Source organism: Hypericibacter adhaerens (assembly GCF_008728835.1).
Taxonomy (GTDB): Bacteria; Pseudomonadota; Alphaproteobacteria; order Dongiales; family Dongiaceae; genus Hypericibacter; species Hypericibacter adhaerens.
In genome coordinates, this window is record NZ_CP042582.1 from 1,535,360 (window position 1) to 1,554,308 (window position 18,949).

The 18,949-nt window shown below is 67.1% G+C and carries 14 protein-coding genes; 8 read left to right on the top strand and 6 right to left on the bottom strand.

From position 1 onward, the window contains the following. Window positions 1-341 precede the first annotated feature (341 nt). On the bottom strand, window positions 342-1,883 hold the full coding sequence (locus FRZ61_RS06755; protein WP_151115965.1) for an amino acid permease: 1,542 nt from the start codon (window positions 1,881-1,883) through the stop codon (window positions 342-344). A 297-nt stretch (window positions 1,884-2,180) separates the two neighbouring features. Continuing rightward, window positions 2,181-3,083: a LysR family transcriptional regulator gene (locus FRZ61_RS06760; RefSeq protein WP_151115967.1), complete on the bottom strand. Its 903-nt coding sequence runs from the start codon at window positions 3,081-3,083 to the stop codon at window positions 2,181-2,183. Between the two features lie 129 nt (window positions 3,084-3,212). Between FRZ61_RS06760 and FRZ61_RS06765 the strand changes: the two genes are divergently transcribed. From FRZ61_RS06765 to FRZ61_RS06775, 3 genes are all read left to right on the top strand, one after another. Then, complete coding sequence (locus FRZ61_RS06765) at window positions 3,213-4,685, top strand: 4-hydroxyphenylacetate 3-hydroxylase family protein (RefSeq protein ID WP_151115969.1); 1,473 nt, start codon at window positions 3,213-3,215, stop codon at window positions 4,683-4,685. Window positions 4,686-4,764: 79 nt separating this feature from the next. Continuing rightward, window positions 4,765-5,295 (top strand): RidA family protein, encoded by a 531-nt coding sequence (locus FRZ61_RS06770; RefSeq protein ID WP_225309152.1) that lies wholly within the window; start codon window positions 4,765-4,767, stop codon window positions 5,293-5,295. Then, on the top strand, window positions 5,292-5,987 hold the full coding sequence (locus tag FRZ61_RS06775) for a DUF1028 domain-containing protein (protein ID WP_151115971.1): 696 nt from the start codon (window positions 5,292-5,294) through the stop codon (window positions 5,985-5,987). Before FRZ61_RS06770 ends, FRZ61_RS06775 begins: the two co-directional genes overlap by 4 nt. Before the next feature lie 112 nt (window positions 5,988-6,099). On the opposite strand, the gene FRZ61_RS06780 is transcribed toward FRZ61_RS06775, so the two are convergent. Then, window positions 6,100-9,159, bottom strand: a complete 3,060-nt coding sequence (locus FRZ61_RS06780) for a glycosyltransferase (RefSeq protein ID WP_151115973.1) — start codon at window positions 9,157-9,159, stop codon at window positions 6,100-6,102. Further along, window positions 9,156-10,409 (bottom strand): glycosyltransferase, encoded by a 1,254-nt coding sequence (locus FRZ61_RS06785; RefSeq protein ID WP_191909330.1) that lies wholly within the window; start codon window positions 10,407-10,409, stop codon window positions 9,156-9,158. The genes FRZ61_RS06780 and FRZ61_RS06785 overlap by 4 nt, the downstream gene beginning before the upstream one ends. On the opposite strand from FRZ61_RS06785, the gene FRZ61_RS26570 reads away from it, so the two are divergent. The 5 genes from FRZ61_RS26570 to FRZ61_RS06810 are packed head-to-tail and all read left to right on the top strand — an operon-like array spanning window position 10,408 to window position 17,209. After that, complete coding sequence (locus tag FRZ61_RS26570) at window positions 10,408-12,168, top strand: polysaccharide biosynthesis protein (protein WP_225309153.1); 1,761 nt, start codon at window positions 10,408-10,410, stop codon at window positions 12,166-12,168. The two genes, FRZ61_RS06785 and FRZ61_RS26570, sit on opposite strands and share 2 nt — an antisense overlap. Before the next feature lie 28 nt (window positions 12,169-12,196). Then, on the top strand, window positions 12,197-13,294 hold the full coding sequence (gene wecB / locus FRZ61_RS06795; protein ID WP_151115977.1) for a non-hydrolyzing UDP-N-acetylglucosamine 2-epimerase: 1,098 nt from the start codon (window positions 12,197-12,199) through the stop codon (window positions 13,292-13,294). A 10-nt stretch (window positions 13,295-13,304) separates the two neighbouring features. Then, the gene (locus FRZ61_RS06800; protein ID WP_151115979.1) at window positions 13,305-14,177 is read left to right on the top strand and encodes a dTDP-4-dehydrorhamnose reductase family protein; all 873 of its coding nucleotides are present in this window, start codon (window positions 13,305-13,307) and stop codon (window positions 14,175-14,177) included. A gap of 42 nt (window positions 14,178-14,219) precedes the next feature. After that, the gene (locus FRZ61_RS06805) at window positions 14,220-16,247 is read left to right on the top strand and encodes a glycosyltransferase (protein WP_151115981.1); all 2,028 of its coding nucleotides are present in this window, start codon (window positions 14,220-14,222) and stop codon (window positions 16,245-16,247) included. Then, the gene (locus FRZ61_RS06810; RefSeq protein ID WP_191909331.1) at window positions 16,244-17,209 is read left to right on the top strand and encodes an NAD-dependent epimerase/dehydratase family protein; all 966 of its coding nucleotides are present in this window, start codon (window positions 16,244-16,246) and stop codon (window positions 17,207-17,209) included. The genes FRZ61_RS06805 and FRZ61_RS06810 overlap by 4 nt, the downstream gene beginning before the upstream one ends. Window positions 17,210-17,225: 16 nt before the next feature. Here FRZ61_RS06810 and FRZ61_RS06815 read toward each other — a convergent pair whose 3' ends face one another. Next, entirely contained in the window at window positions 17,226-17,975 is a 750-nt protein-coding gene (locus FRZ61_RS06815) for a nucleotidyltransferase family protein (RefSeq protein WP_151115985.1), read from the bottom strand. Next, complete coding sequence (locus tag FRZ61_RS06820; protein ID WP_151115987.1) at window positions 17,965-18,948, bottom strand: GDP-mannose 4,6-dehydratase; 984 nt, start codon at window positions 18,946-18,948, stop codon at window positions 17,965-17,967. Before FRZ61_RS06820 ends, FRZ61_RS06815 begins: the two co-directional genes overlap by 11 nt. Window position 18,949: the final 1 nt, after the last annotated feature.

Sequence of the window (18,949 nt, forward strand, 5' to 3'; positions counted from 1 at the left end):
GAAATTGGGCTTTGATTGCGCAGCCCATGGATGCGCCGAGCGACGTTCCCCGGTCGGTTGATCCGACCGCTTTCTTATCGAGACGTCGCCCCGATTCCCGTATCGCGAGAAGGGTAGCGGTTCGCCGGGACGCCGTCCTCGATCCGCCCCGGATGGGAGGGATTAAATTCCCGTAACCATCAGGCATTCCCACCTGCCCGGTCAGGCAGGAAAATCGCCGATGGGACAGGGATGCTGGTGGGTTGCGTGCTCTGCCCGGCCTGGTTCGTTGGCGAGCGGGCATAAAAAAAAGAGGGGGTGGTTTCCCACCCCCTCCGGTTGCAATCCGGTCGAGCCGAAGGTCAGTGACCCGTCGCCCTGGCCTTCGCCCGCTCGGTGTTGGCGAAATCCTCTTCCGGCGATTTCACCAGGTGGTGGCGGCCATAGACGGCGAAATAGATCAGCCCCACCGCGTACCAGGCGGCGGCGCAATAGACGCCGTCGCGATAGATCGGATCCTGGAGCTGCATATAGAGCGTCACGACCGCGATCGCCAAGGTGACGGCCGCGCCCGGCACGCCGACCGGGCTGCGATAGGGACGCGTGATATGCGGCAGGTTCTTGCGCAGCAGGATGAAGGAGATCGCCTGGAAGCCGTAGGAGATCGTGGCCCCGAACACCGCCATGTTGAGCAGCGTGCCGCCGATGACGGCACCCGCATCGGCACCCCGGACCCAGAACACGATCAGCATCAGCAGGAACCCGACCAGCGAGCCGACGATCAGCGCCACATGCGGCACCTTGTGCGTGCCGTGGGTGACCGAGAGCGCCCGCGGGAAGTAGCCGGCCCGCGAGAGCGAATAGATCTGCCGGCCTTGGGCATAGATGATGGTATGCAGGCTGGCGATCAGCCCCACCACGGCCAGCAGCGCCAGGATGTTGGCGAGCTGCGGCAGGGTCACGCGGAACCCGTCCAGGATCGGCTCGGCGGAGGTGCCGAGATAGAAGGCGCCCGAATGGGTGCCGTCGCCGACCGGGATGCCCGGATTGAGGAAGGTGACGAGCGTGGCCGAGATGCAGAGCGTGAGGATGCCCAGCATCAGACCCTTCGGCATGTCCTTCTTCGGATCGTGGCTCTCCTCGGCGGCGAGCGGCAATTGCTCGATCGCGAGGAACAGCCAGACGGCGAAGGGCAGGGCGGCGAAGACGCCGTGCCAGCCCAAGGGCAGCAGCGGTCCGCCGCCTTCCGGCAGCTCGACCAGGGCGCCGCTCTCGTCGGTGCCGATGTTCAGCGCATAGCGTGAGAAGTCGAAATGCGGGATCGCGCTGATCCAGAACACCACCAGCACGGCCAGCGCCAGCAGGGTGACGATCACGGAGACCCGGAATGAGAGCTCGACCCCCAGCAGGTTGAGGAGCAGGAACGCCGCGTAGAAGACGATCCACCAGACGGGTTGCGCGCCGTTGGAGGCGAGCCAGCTATCGGCCCCGAATATCCCGCCCCAGATGCCGCCCATATAGGAGCCGATGAAGAAGGTGATGACGGCGGGCGTCACCACATACTCGATGTTCTCCGCGAGGCCGGTGACATAGCCGCCCCAGGGACCCATCGCCGAGCGCGCGAAGGAGTAGGCGGCGCCGGTATGCGGCAGGGCTGGCGACATCTCGGCCAGGCAGAAGCAGAGGCCGACATACATGATGCCGATGATGATGCCGGCGAAGAGCAGGCCGCCCCAGCCGCCCACGCCGATGCCGAAATTCCAGCCCGAGAAATGTCCCGAGATGACGGCGCCCACGCCCAGCGCCCAGAGCGAGCCGACACGCGCATAGCGTCGCATGCCGCGCTTCTCGAAATAGTCGGCGCCCACGGTTTCGTATCGGACGCCGCCCGCATCTTCAGCCATGACTGATATCCCCCTTTGGATATGGTTTCCTTGCCCGGGCAGGCCGCTGGGGGATTGTTGGATCGGGCCGGCCGGGCGAATGACGGGGCGGGTACTCCGCTTCGTTTCTCGTCGCCGGTACGGCCTGGGCTTCCGTCCCTTCCTCCGAACGGAAACCCGGATTCCCCCTTTGTGGTCCACCCGGGACAAGGATGAAGGAAAATTTACGTGCTGGCCAGCGAGGCTATAACTGATTGAAAGAAATAGATTCTGAGCCGCGAGCGGCCGCGGCGGCCGGTCGGCAGCCGGGTCCGGACCTCAGCCCAGCCCCGCGAAATGTTCGCGGCAGAACTCGGTGAAACGCTGCACGGCCCGGGTCGGGCGGGCGCCGGCCAGCCGGGCCAGACCCAGGCGCTGCGGCGGAACCGGTTCCTTCACCGGCCGGTAGGCCAGCCGTTGCCCGTCGAGCGAGCGCTCGCTCGCGGGGCGCGAATGCATGAGGGCGTAGCCGAAGCCGTTGGCGACCAGGCCGCGCACCATCTCGAAGGAGCTGGTCTCATGCCCGATCCTGGGCTCGAGCCCGCGGCCCCTCATGACGGAGAGGAAGTGGTCCCGGCTTTGCGGCAGGTCGAGCAGCACCAGCGGTTCCTCGACCAGGTCCGCCAGCGATACGGTCTTGCGGCCGGCCAGCCGGTGGCGCGCCGGCAGCATCACATAGAGCGGCACGTCGGCCAGCGTCTCGAAGGCGAATTCCGGCCCCAGCCCCAGATCGTAGGTCAGGCAGAGATCGAAACGGCCGCGCCTCAGGCCTTCGAGCAGTCCCGCCAGATGCTCCTCGCGCACCCGCACGGTCATGTCGGGGAACCGGCTCTTGAGCGCGCGCAGCATGCCCGGCGCACGCATCGGCGCGAAGGTCTGGAAGCAGCCCAGCTCGACCTCGCCGCCGGGGCGCTGGCTCAGATCGAGAGCACCCTGGCGCAGCTCCTCGGCATGGGCCAGGAGGTCCGCGGCTTCCGTCTGGAGCCGACGGCCGGCGGGGGTCAGGGACAGCCCCTGCGCATGATGGCGCAGGAAGAGGTCGAGCCCGAGGCTGTCCTCGAGCTCGGCGATCGCGGCCGACACCGAGGGCTGCGAGATGTGCAGCCGGCGCGCCGCCGCCGTGATCGAACCGGTCTCCGCCGCCGCCACGAAATAGCGCAGCTGCTTCAAGGTGAAGTTCATAGGAATTCCCTATGCAAATCTTAGAAAAATAATATTTCTGCTTTGAAGGCCGCCGGTCAAGAATGCATCCGATCCGCAAAGGCCTCGGGCGGCGAGGCTTCATGCAGGGCAACGGAGCCACGGGGCGGCATGATCAGGACCGGCGAGCAGTATCGTGAATCGTTGCGCGACGACCGCGCGGTCTGGATCAACGGCGATCGCGTCAAGGACGTGACGCGCCATCCCTCCTTCAAGCCGATCGTCGATGCCCGGGCGCGCATCTACGACATGGCGCATGACAGCAGGCTCGCGCCGGTCATGACCTATACCGACGAGGAAACGCGCGAGACCAACTGCATCGGCTACAAGCTGCCCTTCACCCAGGAGGACTGGCAGGCCAAGCGCCGCGCCGTCGACACGGTGATGAAGGATCTGGGCGGCGTGGTCGTCCGCGTCGGCGACGAGACCATCGGCGAGATGTGGTCGCTCTATGACGGCCAGGACGTGCTGCGCGAGGTCGATCCGCGCTTCGCCGACAATATCAGGAATCACATCTGGAAGGCGCTGCGCTCCGACACCTTCCATGTCTCCGCCAACACCGATCCCAAGGGCGACCGCTCCAAGCGCCCGCAGGAGCAGGATCCCGACATGCTGCTGCATGTGGTCAAGGAGACCGATGCCGGCATCGTGGTGCGCGGCGCCAAATACGAGACCGCGGCCGCCTACGCCAACCAGGCCTTCGTCAAGCCGACCATTGCCAACTGGGGCGACGACAAGCTCTCGGACTATGCGGTGGGCTTCATCTGCGAGATGAACCGGCCGGGGCTGAAGCATATCTGCCGCACCGGCTTCGCCGGACGCGCGCCGGCCCGCGACTACCCGCTCGCCAACAAGTTCGACGAGGTCGACACGCTGCTGATCTTCGACAACGTCCTGATCCCCTGGGAGAACGTCCTCTTCTACCGCCATACGCGCGCGGCGTCCTTCATCCGCGGCACGCTCCACCGCTACAGCGCCTTCCCCTTCGTGTTGCGGCTGCTCTATGTCGCCGACATGATGATCGGCGCGGCGCTCTTCAACGTGCGCCAGACCGGCCTCGACCAGCAGCAGGCGGTGCGCGAGAAGCTGGCCTTGCTCGCCTGCTACCGCGAGACCATCAACGCGCATATGACGGCGGCGATCGCGATGGCGGAGAAGAGCCCGGCCGGGCTTCTCATGCCCAACCAGTCGCTGCTCTATACCGGCCGCGTCCATGCCTGCTCGAAGCTGCCGGAGATGATGCATATCGCCCGCGAGCTCTGCGGCGGCCAGATCTGCGTGACGCCGGACTCGGCGACCTTCGACCATCCCGAGACCAAGGCCTGGATGGACAAGTTCTATAACGTCAACGAGTACTGGGTCGCCGAGGACCGCCGCAAGCTCCTGGCCTTCGCGCGCGACCTGCTCAATTCCGACTATGCCGGCCACCGCGTGACCTTCGAGCTCTTCGCGCAGTCGCCGCCCTTTGCGCATCTGAACGCGGTCTACATGAATTTCGGCTGGAACGGGCCGCTCGAGTTCGTGCGCAAGGCGGCCGACCTGTCCGACAGGGTGATGGAACAGGGCAAGAAGAAGCCAGCCTGAGGCCGGCAATCCACCGAACACGTTTACCGCGCCCCCGTTCTCCCGGCATGATGATGCCGACAGGGCGGGGCGCATTCGCATGGTCGGCCGCTTCCGCCCGGCCTTCGTCACGATCGATCCATTTCAGGGGACCGGCATGAGCCACATCCGCAAGCGCAAGTTCAACACCCGCGACACCTATCCGGAGCAGAAGCTCGACAACGATCTCTGCATGTCGGTGCGCGCCGGCAACCACATTTTCCTGCGCGGGCAGGTCGGCCAGGACCTGAAGGGCCGCATGGTCGGCGTCGGCGATCCGGCGGCGCAGGCCGAGCAGGCCATGAAGAACGTGAAGGTGCTCCTCGAGGAGCAGGGCGCCCGGATGGAGGATATCTGCAAGGTCACGATCTACATCACCGACCGCGCCTATCGCGAGCCCGTCTACCGGACGATAGGCAAGTGGCTCAAGGGCATCTATCCTTGCTCGACCGGCCTCATCGTCCAGGGGTTGGCCCGCCCGGAATGGGTGATGGAGATCGATGTCGAGGCCGTGATCCCGGAAGAGCGCGCCGCGCGGGAAGAAAAGGCCGCCAAGGGCGGACGGGCCAAGAAGAAGGCGAAGGGGAAATGACATTCTCGATCGCCGGCCGCTGCGAGCGGACCGGCATGTTCGGGGTGGCGATCACCACCTCCAGCATCGCGGTCACCAGCCGCTGCCCCTGGGCGCGGGCCGGCGTCGGCGCGGTCTCGACCCAGAACGTCACCGATCCTTCGATCGGACCGCGCACGCTCGACGCGATGGAGAAGGGGGCCAGCGCCCCTGACGCGCTGCAGAAGGTGATGGCGGAGTCCGCCCATGCGGAATATCGCCAGGTGATCGCCATCGACCGCCGCGGCGCGACGGCCTTCCATGGCGGGGCCAAGACGCTCGGGACCCACGCGATCCATCCGGGCCAAGACTGCATCGCGGCCGGCAATCTGTTGCGCAACGCCAATGTACCCAAGGCGATGGTCAGGAGCTTCGAGGCCAACGGCGCGGTCCATCTGGCCGAGCGGCTGCTGCGGGCGCTGGAGGAAGGGGTCGTCGCGGGCGGCGAGCTGGGCCCCGTCCATTCGGGCGGGCTCATCGTGGTGCGCGACCGGATCTGGCCGCTGGTCGATCTTCGGGTCGACTGGGACGATGTCGCACCGATCGCCCATCTGCGGCAGCTCTGGGACGCTTACGAGCCGCAGATGGAGGCCTACCAGACCCGCGCCGTCGATCCGGGGTCGGCGCCGGCCTATGGCGTGCCGGGTGACCCGGGCTCGAGCCCCAAACGCTGAGGCGAAGCCTCGTCATCCGCAAAGCGGGCACGGACCGGCGCGATCCATCGCTGCCTCGTGCGGCTGCCATGAGGGCATGGCCGCGGCGGTGTCGCCTGCCGCGGCAAGCTCGTCACCGGCCGTGGCTCTCGAGGAGTGGTCGCAGATACTCGGTTTCGTAGAATTGCCTGGCCAGAGGCGGCAGACGGTCCGCCCGGCTGCCGATGGCAGGCGGCGTCAATCGCTCCCTGCGCAGCCTGTCGAGAAACGAGACCCAGTCCGCCGGCGACGTGTGCCAGGGCAGCAGCCAAGTATGGTCCCGATCTTCCAGGCGCTCGCCGATGGCGCCGATATCGCTGGCCAGGATCGGGAGGCCGTTCAGCAGGGCGTCCGTCAGCACGAAACTGTGTGTTTCCGGCGCCTGGAAGGGAAACCAGGCGAGATGCGGACGGATGCGGCAGATCAAGGTCGTGAGCTCCGACTCCCGGTAGGGGCCATGAATCTGGAGCCGGCGATCGAGGAGCGAGGGGGGAGGCCAGTCGATCGGGACCTTGCCCAGCAGATGGAGGAAGATCGGCAGGTCTCTCGATCGGATCAGCCGCAGGACCTCTTCCAGGATGTCGAGTCCTTTCACGGGACCGATCATGCCCATCATCAATACATGGAGCGTGTCGTCGGGCGAGAAGGGGCGCGGCGACACCCGGAAACGTTCGGGCGCGTGGGGCTCGGGAAGCTTGACCGGAAGCGGCGGAAAGGCCGGTGCGATGCGTGCCGCGCGGCCGGCCAGATCGCGGCTGCAGGCGAGAATGCGGGCGGCCCCCCTGAGCACGGGGCTCGGCTCCGGGCGCAGCAGCGGCGCTTTACCGGATGTCAGCTTGTCGTCGCCGATGAAGTGGCCGTCGCTGCCGCAAAGATGAGGCTGCGTCGCCAGCAAGTGGTAGTCGAGCAAGGTGACGTCATAAGGGATGGCGAGCGCGTGAAGCAGCTCGTCGATCCTGCCCTCGATCCCAATGGTATGCAGGATATCGACCCGCGCCATCCCCAGCCGCCGCAGCAGCGTCACGGCGAGCGGAAGGTGGCTCGACAGATCGATCTTCACGGGATCGGTACCCTCTGCCGTTCGCGACAGGATCAAATAGCGATCCTCGACGCCCAGCGCGTAGGTCACGTTGACGAACCGCGACGCAAACGTCCCCAGAACGCTGGCGTAGCGCGCCGTCCCGCCGCCATAAGGGTGCAGCACCAGCAGCAGGCCGGGTCGTCCCGGCGTGTGATCCCCGGAGAGCGCGCCGATCGCGGCTTCCAGGTCGCCGGCGGTCTCGACCACGCTTTCCACCCCCTTGTGGCCGTGGCGCCCAGAGGCCGCCGGCCTGCCGAACGAGCCGGGAGGCTCCTTGGCGAACACGGTCATGTGCGTCAGAGGGTTGACATGGCCCTTCGCCATATCGGGATGGGCTTCGAGATAGGCCCGGGTGCTGAACTCGGCCGAAGGGTCGCGGTTCTCGCGCCAGCCGGCCAGGAGATAGTGAACGACGGGGTCGAGCCTCGCGGCGGCGACATCGGGATAGCGGGCCCAGTACCAGTTGGCGTCGACGAAGGTCGCGACGCGAAACAGGACTTCCACGCTGCGGCGTAACCGCAACCGCGCCGGCTCATGAGGCAGATAGCGGCTGAGGAAGCCGGCCGCCTGCAGCAGCGTGGTTCCAACCCCCCTTTGCAGGACGAGCCATCGCGTGCTTTTCGCCAGGAGACTGCGCCCCAGTTCGGCTTTGGCAGGAAAGCGGTCTGCCCGATCGCGCCCGGCCTCGGCTTGCCCGGTTCCGGCCGGCGCTTCCGGCTTCTCGTCGGTCGCGACGGACGACATGAGCTCGATGCGGGCGGACAAGGCCAGCCTCTGGGCGAGTCGCTTCTCCTCGCCGTCGCAGGCGCGAATCGCGTCGTCGAGGGCGGCGGCGCCGACGACACCGCCTTCGAAGGGGCCGAAAGCCGAAGGGGCCGTGCCGGCCGGCCGGCCGTCGAGAACGCAGCCGAGCGACGGATCGTTCTCCATGCTCTCGATGGCCGCGCGCAACCCGTCGGCTCCCTCTCCCCCCGTGGGACCCAGGCAGATGAAGTAGCGGCCGTCAGCCAGCGTTCTGGCAAGGGACAGAAGATGGGCCGGATGAACACGGTGGGGCAGGCGGTACACGGGCCCCATCAAGCCCGCGTCGGGGTCGCGCAGCAGCAGCGAATCGCCGGACGTTCCGCTGATGTCCAGGAGGACAAGGGTCAGATTCCTGATTCCCTGCCGGCGGACCTGGGCGGCGGCCGCGTGGATATCGAGGGCCGGCGTGACGGCGAGGGCGAGCGTCACGGGAATCCGCGCGATCTCCGCATCGAGCATCGCCTCGACCCGGGCCTTCGCTCCCTCGTAGCCGGTCCGGCGAAGCGCACGGCGCAATCTCAGCAGGAAGCGGATCGGCGTGCCCGCCGCGGCCGACATGGCGTCGGCATCGAGACGATCGAGCATGTGACACCACAGCAGGCTTGCCTCGTCGGCATGCCGTGGCGAGAGCGATCCCTGCTCCGAATGGCTGCGCTGCCGAACCAGGGGACCGGCCTGGTGCACGAAGCGGTAATGCCGGACCATGCGGAACCAGAGGTCGTAGTCCTGGGTGGTCGGCAAGGCGGGGTCGAAGAGCCCGCATTTGTCGAAACATTCCCGGGGCAGGAGCAGGGCACAGCCATTGATCCGGGATTCCAGGATGGCCCACAGCGAAACATTCTCGTCATAGCCGATGCCCACCTCGCAGCGATGAAGGAAGCGGCCATGGCGATCGACGATGTCGTAGTCTCCGAAGACGATGCAGGGGCCCGGCGCTGCCGACAGGCGCTGCATCTGGATCTCGACCTTCCGTGGATCGTAGAGGTCGTCATGGCTGAGCCAGCTGATGAAGTCGCCGGCGGCCTCCGCGATGCCGCGGTTGAGCGCGACGGCGACGCCGCCGTTGGGCTGATGAAAGGCGCGTATGCGATCGCCGAACGACTGGATCACCGACCGGGTGGCACTGTCGTCGGTCGAGCCGTCATCGACGACGATGACTTCGAGGTTCGGCCAGGTCTGCGCCAGCGCGCTGGTGATCGCCTGGCCCAGATAGTTCGCACCGTTGAAGACGGGAATGACGATCGAGACGAGGGGGACGGTCCCGGTCATTGTCGGGCGACCCCGCGCCCGGCAGTGGCGTGCGTCATGGCCAGAATCGCGCGGTAGAACTCGGCGACGATCGGTCCGTTCCGGGCGGCGCTCCAGCGGGCCTCCACGACGCCGCGGTTGCGGGCCGCCGCGTTATCGACCAGAGCGTCATCTTTCGAGGCCCGCACGAGCGCGCTCGCGAGATCCCGGGTCTGGTGAACCGGCAGGATGATGCCGTCGACGCCGTTGCGAATCCACTCGCAGGCGCAGGACGTGTCGGATTGAATCGGAAAGGTGCCCACGGCCATGGCCTCGAGGAGCGTCGTGCTGATGCCATCCGAGATGCCGAAACCGAGCGTGATGCGGGCCTGGCCCAGCCGCGCCACGGCGTCGCGATGGTCCGCAAGATGGGGCGCGGCCTCGATATCGAGGCCGTCGTTCTCGGCGATGTCCCGGATCATTGCCTTCACCTCCGTCGAGGCCAGGTTGACGCGGATCGGGACATGCCGAAGCTCTGCCGCCGCGAGATGGATCGCCGAGAGCACATGGAGCGCGCGACCGGCCCAATTGTGATAGCCCTTGACCAGGATCATCCGCCGGCGGGACGGCCGCGGGAGCGCATCGAGCGAGGGGACCGACGCGAAATCGATGCCACCGGACGCGGGCAGGGGATCCTGGATCGGCCCCGCATAGCCCAGCTCCCGGACGATGTTGACGTCGCGGCGGCATTCGGACAGATAGGCGTCGATGCTGCAGGCGATCTCCTTGAGAATCGCGGCATGGTCAGGCAGTTTCCGGTAGAGGAACACATCGCTGCCCCAGTTGGACAGGAGCCATCGCGGAAACCTGGTGCCGAGCCATCGCTTGGCCGCCAGGCACAGATAGCCTGCATGCTGGATCTCCAAGGAATGGACCAGGTCCGGGGAAAATTCCTGGATGGCGGCGACGACGTCGGTCGGGGGAATCAGGTTGCGGATGACGCTGACCGAATCTTCCTTCGCCGGAAACCGAGCCGCCTTCGCCGGCAGGCGTGAGCGGGCGCGCAGTGCCGCGAGGTCGATGATTCCGATCTGTCCCGGCAGCAAGGTCTCGCCTGCTTCGCGATCGCCCACGATCCGCCAGCAGTCGTCGGGATCGTCGACCGCGGCGGCATAGATCGGCAGCAGCAGCAGTCGGAAACCGTGCCGGCGCATCATCTTCATCCAGCGCTGGGCATGGACGCTGTCGGGCAAGGCCACGACCAGGACGACAGGGGAGGTTACGCCGGCCATGCCCGCGCCTCCGTCACAGGATCTTCGCCTGGGCGAGCGCCGCAACCAGGCGGTCCGCGAATCGGCAGGGATCGTGAGCGGCCGGGACGAGATCGAGAACGCCTGCATCTGCATACGAGGACGGGAACTGGACGGCGATCAGCGTCGTCGCCCCTGCCTGCCGGGCCGCATGGAGCCGTGGCCCGGCGACGCCCCGACGCAGGATGGCGGCGAACAGGCAGGTCCGATCCAGCGACAGCGGCTGCCGCGGTGGCAAGGTCGTGGCTTGGAGACCGGTATCCCAGCAGAGGGCCTCGACGCCGATCTGGACGGCCTCGGACTCGACATCGACGAAGAGGATTGGGCGGTCGACCAGCGCCTCGGCGCAATGATAGAGGGCGGAGAGCACCATCAGTGCTCGGCCCTCTTCCCCTTCGCGTCCATCGACGACGATCCTTGGCGGCGGGTGTCTCGATTCCATGACAGGATCGGAGGGTGTTCTGCGTTGTCCGGTGTCGAGAGGGGCGGCCGCAACCCTGGATGTCAGCGGGCCGGAAGTTTCGCAAGGTCCGGGGGGCGCTTACGGTCCGCCGATACCTCGTTAACACCGGTCCGATGCTGGGCTAATGTGTCCGAAGATGCTTGGCCGCACAACCGCAATCGAGACCGAGCCGCGCATGGTTGCAGTCCGCAGATCGGAGAGGCTTCCGATCGCATGACCATCTTCCAGGACAAACGGGTGCTCATCACCGGCGGGACGGGGTCGCTCGGCAAAGTGCTGCTGCGGCGTCTCCTGGCCGGCGAATTGGGGCTGCCGAAACGCGTCGTGGTGTTCTCGCGCGACGAAGCCAAGCAGCATGCCCTGCGCGTCCATTACCGTCGTTTGCGTTCGCCGACGGACGAGGTCATCTACCGGAACTTTGCCGATCGCTTGCAGTTCCGGATCGGCGATATCAGGGACCTGCATGCGCTGGCCGCGGCGATGGCGGAAATCGACATCGTCGTCAATGCGGCGGCCCTGAAGCAGGTTCCGACCTGCGAGTATTTTCCCGAGGAGGCCGTCCGCACCAATGTCGGTGGGGCGGAGAACATCGTCCGGGCCATCCGGGACCTTCACCTTCCTATCGAGACGGTCGTCGGCGTCTCGACCGACAAGGCGGTCAAGCCGGTGAACGTGATGGGCATGACCAAGGCCATCCAGGAGCGCGTCCTGATGCGCGCCGGCTTGGATGTTCCCAAGACCCGTTTCGTCATGGTCAGGTACGGCAATGTCCTGGCGTCGCGCGGATCGGTCGTCCCTCTCTTTGTCGAGCAGATCCGCACGGGCGGCCCGGTGACGGTGACCGATCCCGTCACGACGCGGTTCCTGCTCACCCTGGACGATGCCGTCGATACGATCGCGGCCGCCCTGCGCGAGGGACGCTCGGGCGAGATCTATGTGCCCCGGGTCCCGGCCGCCCGCATTCTCGATCTGGCCAAGGTCATGATCGGCGACCGGCCGATCGAGATTCAGATCACCGGCATGCGACCGGGTGAAAAGATCCACGAGATCCTGATCTCGGAGGAAGAGCGTTTGCGGACGGTGCGGCGGGGAGACTATTTCGTCATCGCGCCCATTCTGCCGGAGCTGCGCCGCGATTCCCGCGAGGCGCCCGCGGTCTCCGGCGAATACAGCTCGGCGGACAGCCTCATGCCGGCGGCCGAGATCCGCGCCCTGCTGGAGCGGCGATCGCTGATGCCGGCGGAAGCGGCGTCATCGGAAGAGGAGATTCTGGCGTGAGAGCGCCAGGGTCGGTCCGCGTGCGGCCGTGAAGATCGTCACGATTCTCGGCACCCGGCCGGAGATCATCCGGCTGTCGCTGATCATCCCGCGCCTGGACCGGCTCTGCGATCATCGCCTGGTGCATACCGGACAGAATTTCGATCCGCGGCTGTCCGACATCTTCTTCTCGGAGCTGGGGGTGCGGTCGCCCGATCATCGTCTCGGCATCGAGAGCAGCTCCTTCGGCCGCCAGGCCGGCCTGATCCTCGAACGGGTCGAGACATTGCTGGCGCAGGAACGGCCGGACCGGCTTCTCGTGCTGGGCGACACCAACTCCGCGCTGTCGGCCATCGTCGCCAAGCGGATGGGCATCCCGGTGTTTCATATGGAGGCCGGCAACCGCTGCCATGACGACCGGGTGCCCGAGGAGGTCAATCGGCGCCTCATCGACCAGGTGAGCGACGTCCTCATGCCCTATACCGAGCGCAGCCGGCGCAATCTGGCGCGCGAGGGGGTGCCGGAGGAGCGCATCTACGTGACCGGCAATCCGATCTTCGAGGTGCTGCAGCATTTCGAGCCCGCCATCGCCGCCTCGACCGCGCTCGACAGGATGGATCTCTCGCCGGGGAAATTCCTGCTCGCCACGCTGCATCGCGCCGAGAATACCGACGAGCCCGTGCGGTTGGCGCGGCTCATGGAGGGTCTCGAGCGGATCGCCGCGACGACGGGCTTTCCGGTCATCCTCAGCGCCCATCCCCGGCTTCGCTCCCGGCTGGAAGGCGGAGGAATCGCCCCCGGCGCCGGCATCCGGCCCTGCGAGCCGTTCGGATTCTTCGATTTCGTGGCCCTCGAGAAAGCCGCGCACTGTGTCCTGACCGACAGCGGCACGGTGCAGGAGGAATGTGCGATCCTCGGTCTTCGCAATGTGACGCTGCGCGATACGACGGAGCGTCCGGAGACGCTGGAATCCGGCTCCAACATTCTGGCGGGATCCGAACCCGGAGACATGCTGCGGGCGGTGCAGGCGGCGCTCGACGGCCCGGTCGACGGGTCCGCGCCCGCCGAGTATCGAAGGCCCAATGTCAGCCAGACCGTGACCCGGATCGTGACGGGATATCTTCGTCCATCCTGGGGGCGGGCCTGACGAGGGAGCCATGCGCGTTCTGGTCCTCGGCGGAATGGGGATGCTGGGCCACGCGGTGGCGTCGCGGCTGGCGGCGGAGCACGAGGTTTCGGCGACGATCAGGAGCGCCTTGTCGACCTGGCCGTCCCGGCTGACGGTCGCCGCGGTTCTGCCCGATACCGATTTGACCGGCCCCGGCACGCTCGAAACCGTCTTTGCGCGCACCCGGCCCGAGCTGGTCGTCAATTGCGCAGGTCTCGTCAAGCAGCGCCTGCAGCCGGATTCCGATGCGACGGCGATCCTGGTCAATGCCGTATTGCCGCATCGCCTGGCGGTTCTCTGCCGTCATGCCGGCGTTCGCCTCATTCACATCAGCACCGACTGCGTCTTTTCGGGAGCGGCCGGCGGCAATCGCGGCGCCGACGGCTATCGCGAGAGGGACTTTCCCGATGCCACGGATCTCTATGGCCGGTCGAAGCTTCTGGGCGAGATCGACGGGCCGGGCTGCATCACGCTTCGCTTGTCGCTGATCGGACGCGAGCTGCAGGGGCGACGCGGCCTGGTGGAATGGTTTCTCGCCAATGCCCGGTCGCCGCTCACCGGCTTCACCGAAGCGCGATTCACGGGGCTCAGCACCGTCACCGCGGCCGGGATGATCGCAGACCTGGCCCGCGATCATCCCCGCCTCGAGGGGTTGTGGCATGTCGCGGCGGAACCGCTCTCCAAGTATGAGCTGCTTTGCCGCCTGCGCGACGCCTATGGGCTGGACACCCGAATCGATCCCGCGGCCGAGCCCTATTGCGACCGGCGTCTCGACGGCGGCCGCTTTCGCCAGGCGACCGGCTGGGTCGCGCCGTCCTGGAGCCGCATGATCGAGGAGATCGTGGCGCAGGGCGGGCGCTGAGCCGGCCATGCCGCGGGACTCCTCCATGGGGAATGGCCGCCGATGCGGGTTCTGATCCTCGATTTCGATTTCTTCAGCGCGGTTGGCGGCGGGCAGACCTTCTATCGGCGCGTCGTATCGCGCCATCGTCGGATGGATTTCCATTACCCGTCCCGCGGTCCGGATCTCAAAGCCGCGATGCGGCGGCACCTTCCCGCCAATGCCGTGCCGTTCGGCTTCGATTCGTTCACGGATGTGTGGGACGTCATTTCCAGGCTCGCGCTCGAATGGCTGGACGTCGATCACCTGGCGCTCCTGTGCCGGATCGCGCTGGCCTGGCAAGGATCGAGCTTCGACATCGTCGAAATTCCGTCATTCTTTCCCGCGGCACATTTGATAAGGCCGGTCTTCGCGGCCTACGGCATCGCCGTCGGCCGGGTCAGCATCGGGCTGTTGGGCTGGCTCAGCACCAGCACGCGCAATGCCTATCAAAGCGAGGGCATCGGCAAGCATGCGGCGATCTATGCCGATGCCGAGCGGCGCAGCATGGCCGCTGCCGATATCCGCTATACGATCTCGGATCTGCATGCCGGGCTGAACGCGGAACGGGAGCTGCCGATCGCGACCGTCGACATGCATGACGCGCTGGAGGATTTTCCGCTGCCTGCCGCCGACCCTCCGGGCGAAGGGCCGCCCGATTTGTGGTATGTCGGCCGCCTCGACCGCAACAAGGGGCCCGATCTTTTCGTCGAGATCGCCGCCCGCCTGCCGCGCAGCCTCTACGGGCGTTGCCGCCTGGCGGGTCCCGACAACCTGTGGGTCGACGGAGAGCGCTGGTCCCACCGGATCGAGGCGCTGGCGGCAGAACGGAATATCGAGGCCCATTATGTGGGCCAGCTGCCGGACGAGGAGGTGCGAAAACAGGTCTATGGGGGCCGCTCGCTCCTGGTCGTTCCCTCGCGCACCGACGCCTTCAACTATGTCGCCATCGAGGCGCTCGCCAACGGCTGTCCCGTCCTCCTCTCGAAACATGCCGGCGTTGCCGGCTTCCTCGCGGCGCGGCACCCGTCGATCGCTCCGCCGATCATCGATCCGGAGGACATCGACGGGTCGGCGATGGCGCTGCGCCGGCTCCTGGAGACATATCCCCAGTCGGCCCTGACCCTGCGCGAGAACCTGCGCCGCGCTCCCTTGCCCCGGCCGCGTCAGGATTTCATGGCGGCGATATGGTCCGGCGCTCCCGTCCGGTCGCGGCAAAGCGACGGCGATCTGTCCGGTCTGCATTCCAGGATTCTCGCTCAGCAGCCCCTTGCGATTCCCGCAGCACGGAACTGGCGGACCCGCGGCGGCGAGGCATCGGCACCCGTTCTGTCCTGCATCCTTTGGATGACCCGGCCCGACGCGGAAGCCGCCCGAACGCTCGTATCCTTGTCGGGTGCGAGCCTTCCCGGCGTGGAAGTCCTGGTCGTCGACGATGGCAGCAGCCCGGGCCGCCCCGTGCGCCGGGCCATCCGCGCGATACTCCCCGAGGCTCGCATTCTGCGTCAGAGCGCCCAGGGCCGCGTCGCCGCCTGGAATCGAGGGCTGGCCGCAAGCCAAGCGCCTCATGTCTGCTTCCTGGAGCCCGGCGATGGATTCGACCGATGGCTCCTGGAATCGATGATGGCGACGCTTCGGCGCGGCGAGCCCGATGCGGTGGCGATCTGGGCCGCGATGCGTCTGCTCCATATCGACGGTCGGCCCTATGGCGCGAGCGAGAACAGGGCGGCGAGCGCGGCCGAGGGCGAACAGGTTCCGGATGCGAGAAGCATCGCCATTCTGTCGCGCCCTGCGCTCGACCGGACCGGGGCCTTCGATACCACCCTCGACCGGCTGTCCTGGCAGGATTTGTGGCTGCGCCTCGCCCGCACGGGACGCGTTCTGCGGCACCGCGACGGCTGGGCCTGGCGATGGATGGAGTCGCCGTCGGACGGCGCCGCGGCGTCAAGCGAGGAGCGGGCGAGGCTGGAAGCGAAGCGGCAGACCCTGGAGCGGTGGAGCGCCGTCGCCGCGTTCTCCGGCATCGCGTCGCGGACGGAGACCTCGTCGTGAGCGGGAACGGGATCGCCGCCGGGGCATCGGCTCTCGCGGGCAAGCGCGTCCTTGTCACGGGTGCCAGCGGGTTTCTCGGCCGGGCGCTGTTTCCCCGCCTGCATGCGCAGGGCGCCCGCTTGCGCGGCTTCATGCGCACGGCCCCGCTCTCGTTCGAGAGCGAGGCGGAGACCGAGATCCGTCTCGGTGACATCGCCGATGCCGCCGCGGTCCGTGAAGCCGTGCGAGGCGTCGCCGCCGTCGTTCATCTGGCGGCCTTGGCGTCCGTTCCCGATTCGCTTCGCGATCCCGCGCCGTTCTTCCGGACCAACGTGGCGGGGACATTCAATCTGCTGGACGCGTGCCGGAACAGCGGCGTGGAGCGGCTGGTCTATGTCAGCTCCTCGCAGGTCTATGGACCGCCGCGCGGCGGGGCGATTGCCGAGGATCACCCCCTCGAGCCGGCGACACCCTACGCAGGCTCGAAGGCGGCGGCCGAGATGCTGGTGCGCTGCCATCAGCGCGCCTATGGCCTGGCGACCGTGATTCTGCGCCCCTTCAACATCTATGGCCCCGGCCAGTCGCGCGCGGCCCTGATCCCCACGATCGTGACGCAGGCGCTGGAAGGCGGCGATCTTCGTCTCGGCCGGGTCGACATCACGCGCGATCTGACCTTCGTGGCGGACGTCGCCGACGCCATCGTCCGCGCCTTGGCATCGCCTGCGGCCGTCGGCGGCACGTTCAATATCGGCTCCGGCCGCGGCGTCACGGTGGGCGCTCTGGCCCAGACGATCCTGGATCAGATCGGCTCGCGGGCCGCGATTCTGAGCGATGCCGGACGAATCCGCGGCCATGAATCCGCGGGCGAAGCGGTGATCGCCAACGCCGACCTGGCGGCTGTTCGTCTCGACTGGCGTGCCAGCACGACGCTGGAGGAGGGGTTGCGCCGGACCGTTGCCGCCTACCGGAACGACCATCGATAGGCGAACGCGGTCGCGGTCAGGAGCGCGGTCGATCCGGCGGCAGGAAGGTGGACGGCTTGCTCTCCATGATGGCCTGCGCCTTGGCGTAGTCGTCGGGGCTGCCGATATCCAGCCAGAGGCATTCCTCCTGGAAGCTGAGAACCGGACGTCCCACCTCGATCAGCCGGTTGAGGAGCGCGGGCATGTCCATATGGGTCTCCGCGGGGATGTAGTTCCGAACCGCCTCCCGTCGCAGGACGTAAAGGCCCATGCTGACATTGTACGAATGTTCCGGCTTCTCCCGGTATTCGATCACGCGCTTGTCCGGCGCGACATCGAGGACGCCGAATTCCAGCTTCATGTCGCGGCGGAAGGTGGCGACGGTGGCATCGGCGCCGTTGGCATTGTGGAAGGCGAGAAGGCGGCCGACATCGATGTTGGTCAGGAGGTCGCCATTCGAGACCAGGAAATTCTCCGTCATCCGGTCGAGAACGGCGGCAATGGGGCCGCAGGTGCCCAGCGGCCGGTCCTCGCGGCTGTAGCTGATGCGCAGATCCAGCCCCAGCCCGTCCCCGAAGAAAGACTGGATCAGATGGCTCAGGTGATTGGTGGCCAGGACGATGTCGCGGATCTGATGATGCCGGAACTGACGCAGCAGCAGCTCGAGCACGGGCATGCCGCCGAGCGGCATCAGCGGCTTCGGCAGGACGGCGCTGTAGGGGTAGAGGCGGGATCCCTTGCCGCCGGCCATCACGACGGCCTGGGCGCGGGGCTGGTCAGACGGCATAGGAGTCCGGTGCCGGCGAAGCCGGCTGGTTGCGGAAGAAGGCGATGGTTTGACGCAGCCCTTCCTCCAGGGATATCGCTGGCCGCCATCCGGTCGCATCGCAGATGGCGCGGTTGTCGGAAATCAGCCGATCGACCTCGCTCCGGTCCGGCCGGAGCCGCTCGGCGTCGAGAACGATCTCCGCGCCGCTGGACATGAGCGTCAGGATCGTCCTGGCGACGTCGCCGATGCCGTGGCCGGCGCCCGTTCCCAGATTGAAGGTCCGCCCCTCGATGCCTTCGGCCCCGGCGGCGGCGAGAAAGCCGGCGACGGTATCGGTCACGAAGGTCAGGTCGCGCACCGGCGCGGTCGCGCCGAGCTTGACGGTCGGGCCGGCCAGCGCCTGGGTGATGACGGTCGGAATGAAGGCGCGGGTGGATTGCCGCGGCCCATAGGTGTTGAAGGGACGTACCGTCACCACGGGGACGCCGAAAGCACGGTGGTAAGCCTCGACGAACTTGTCGGCGGCGATCTTCGAGGCGGCGTAGGGCGACTGGGCCTGCAGCGGGTGGGATTCGTCGATCGGCACCGTGAGCGCGCTGCCATAGACTTCAGAGGTGCTGACATGGATCAGGCGGCCGACCGAACCGCGACGGGCGGCTTCGAGCAGGTTGAGGGTGCCGCCGGCATTGGTCGTGAGATAGGAGCGGGGCGCCCGATAGGAATAGGGAATGGCGATCAGCGCCGCGAGATGGAACACCAGGTCGCTGCCCTCGATTGCCTTGGCGAGGAACTCGGCATCGCCGATATCGCCGAAGACCAGCCGCGGCTCCCGCGCCAGCGGTGCCGGCAAATGCCGGAGATTCGCGATGCTGCGTTCCGCGTTGTAGTGGAGCAGGGCCGTGACCTCGGCGCCCTCGGTCACCAGCCGTTCCACCAGATGGCTGCCGATGAAGCCGCCGCCGCCCGTGACGAATGCCCGCTTACCCCTCATC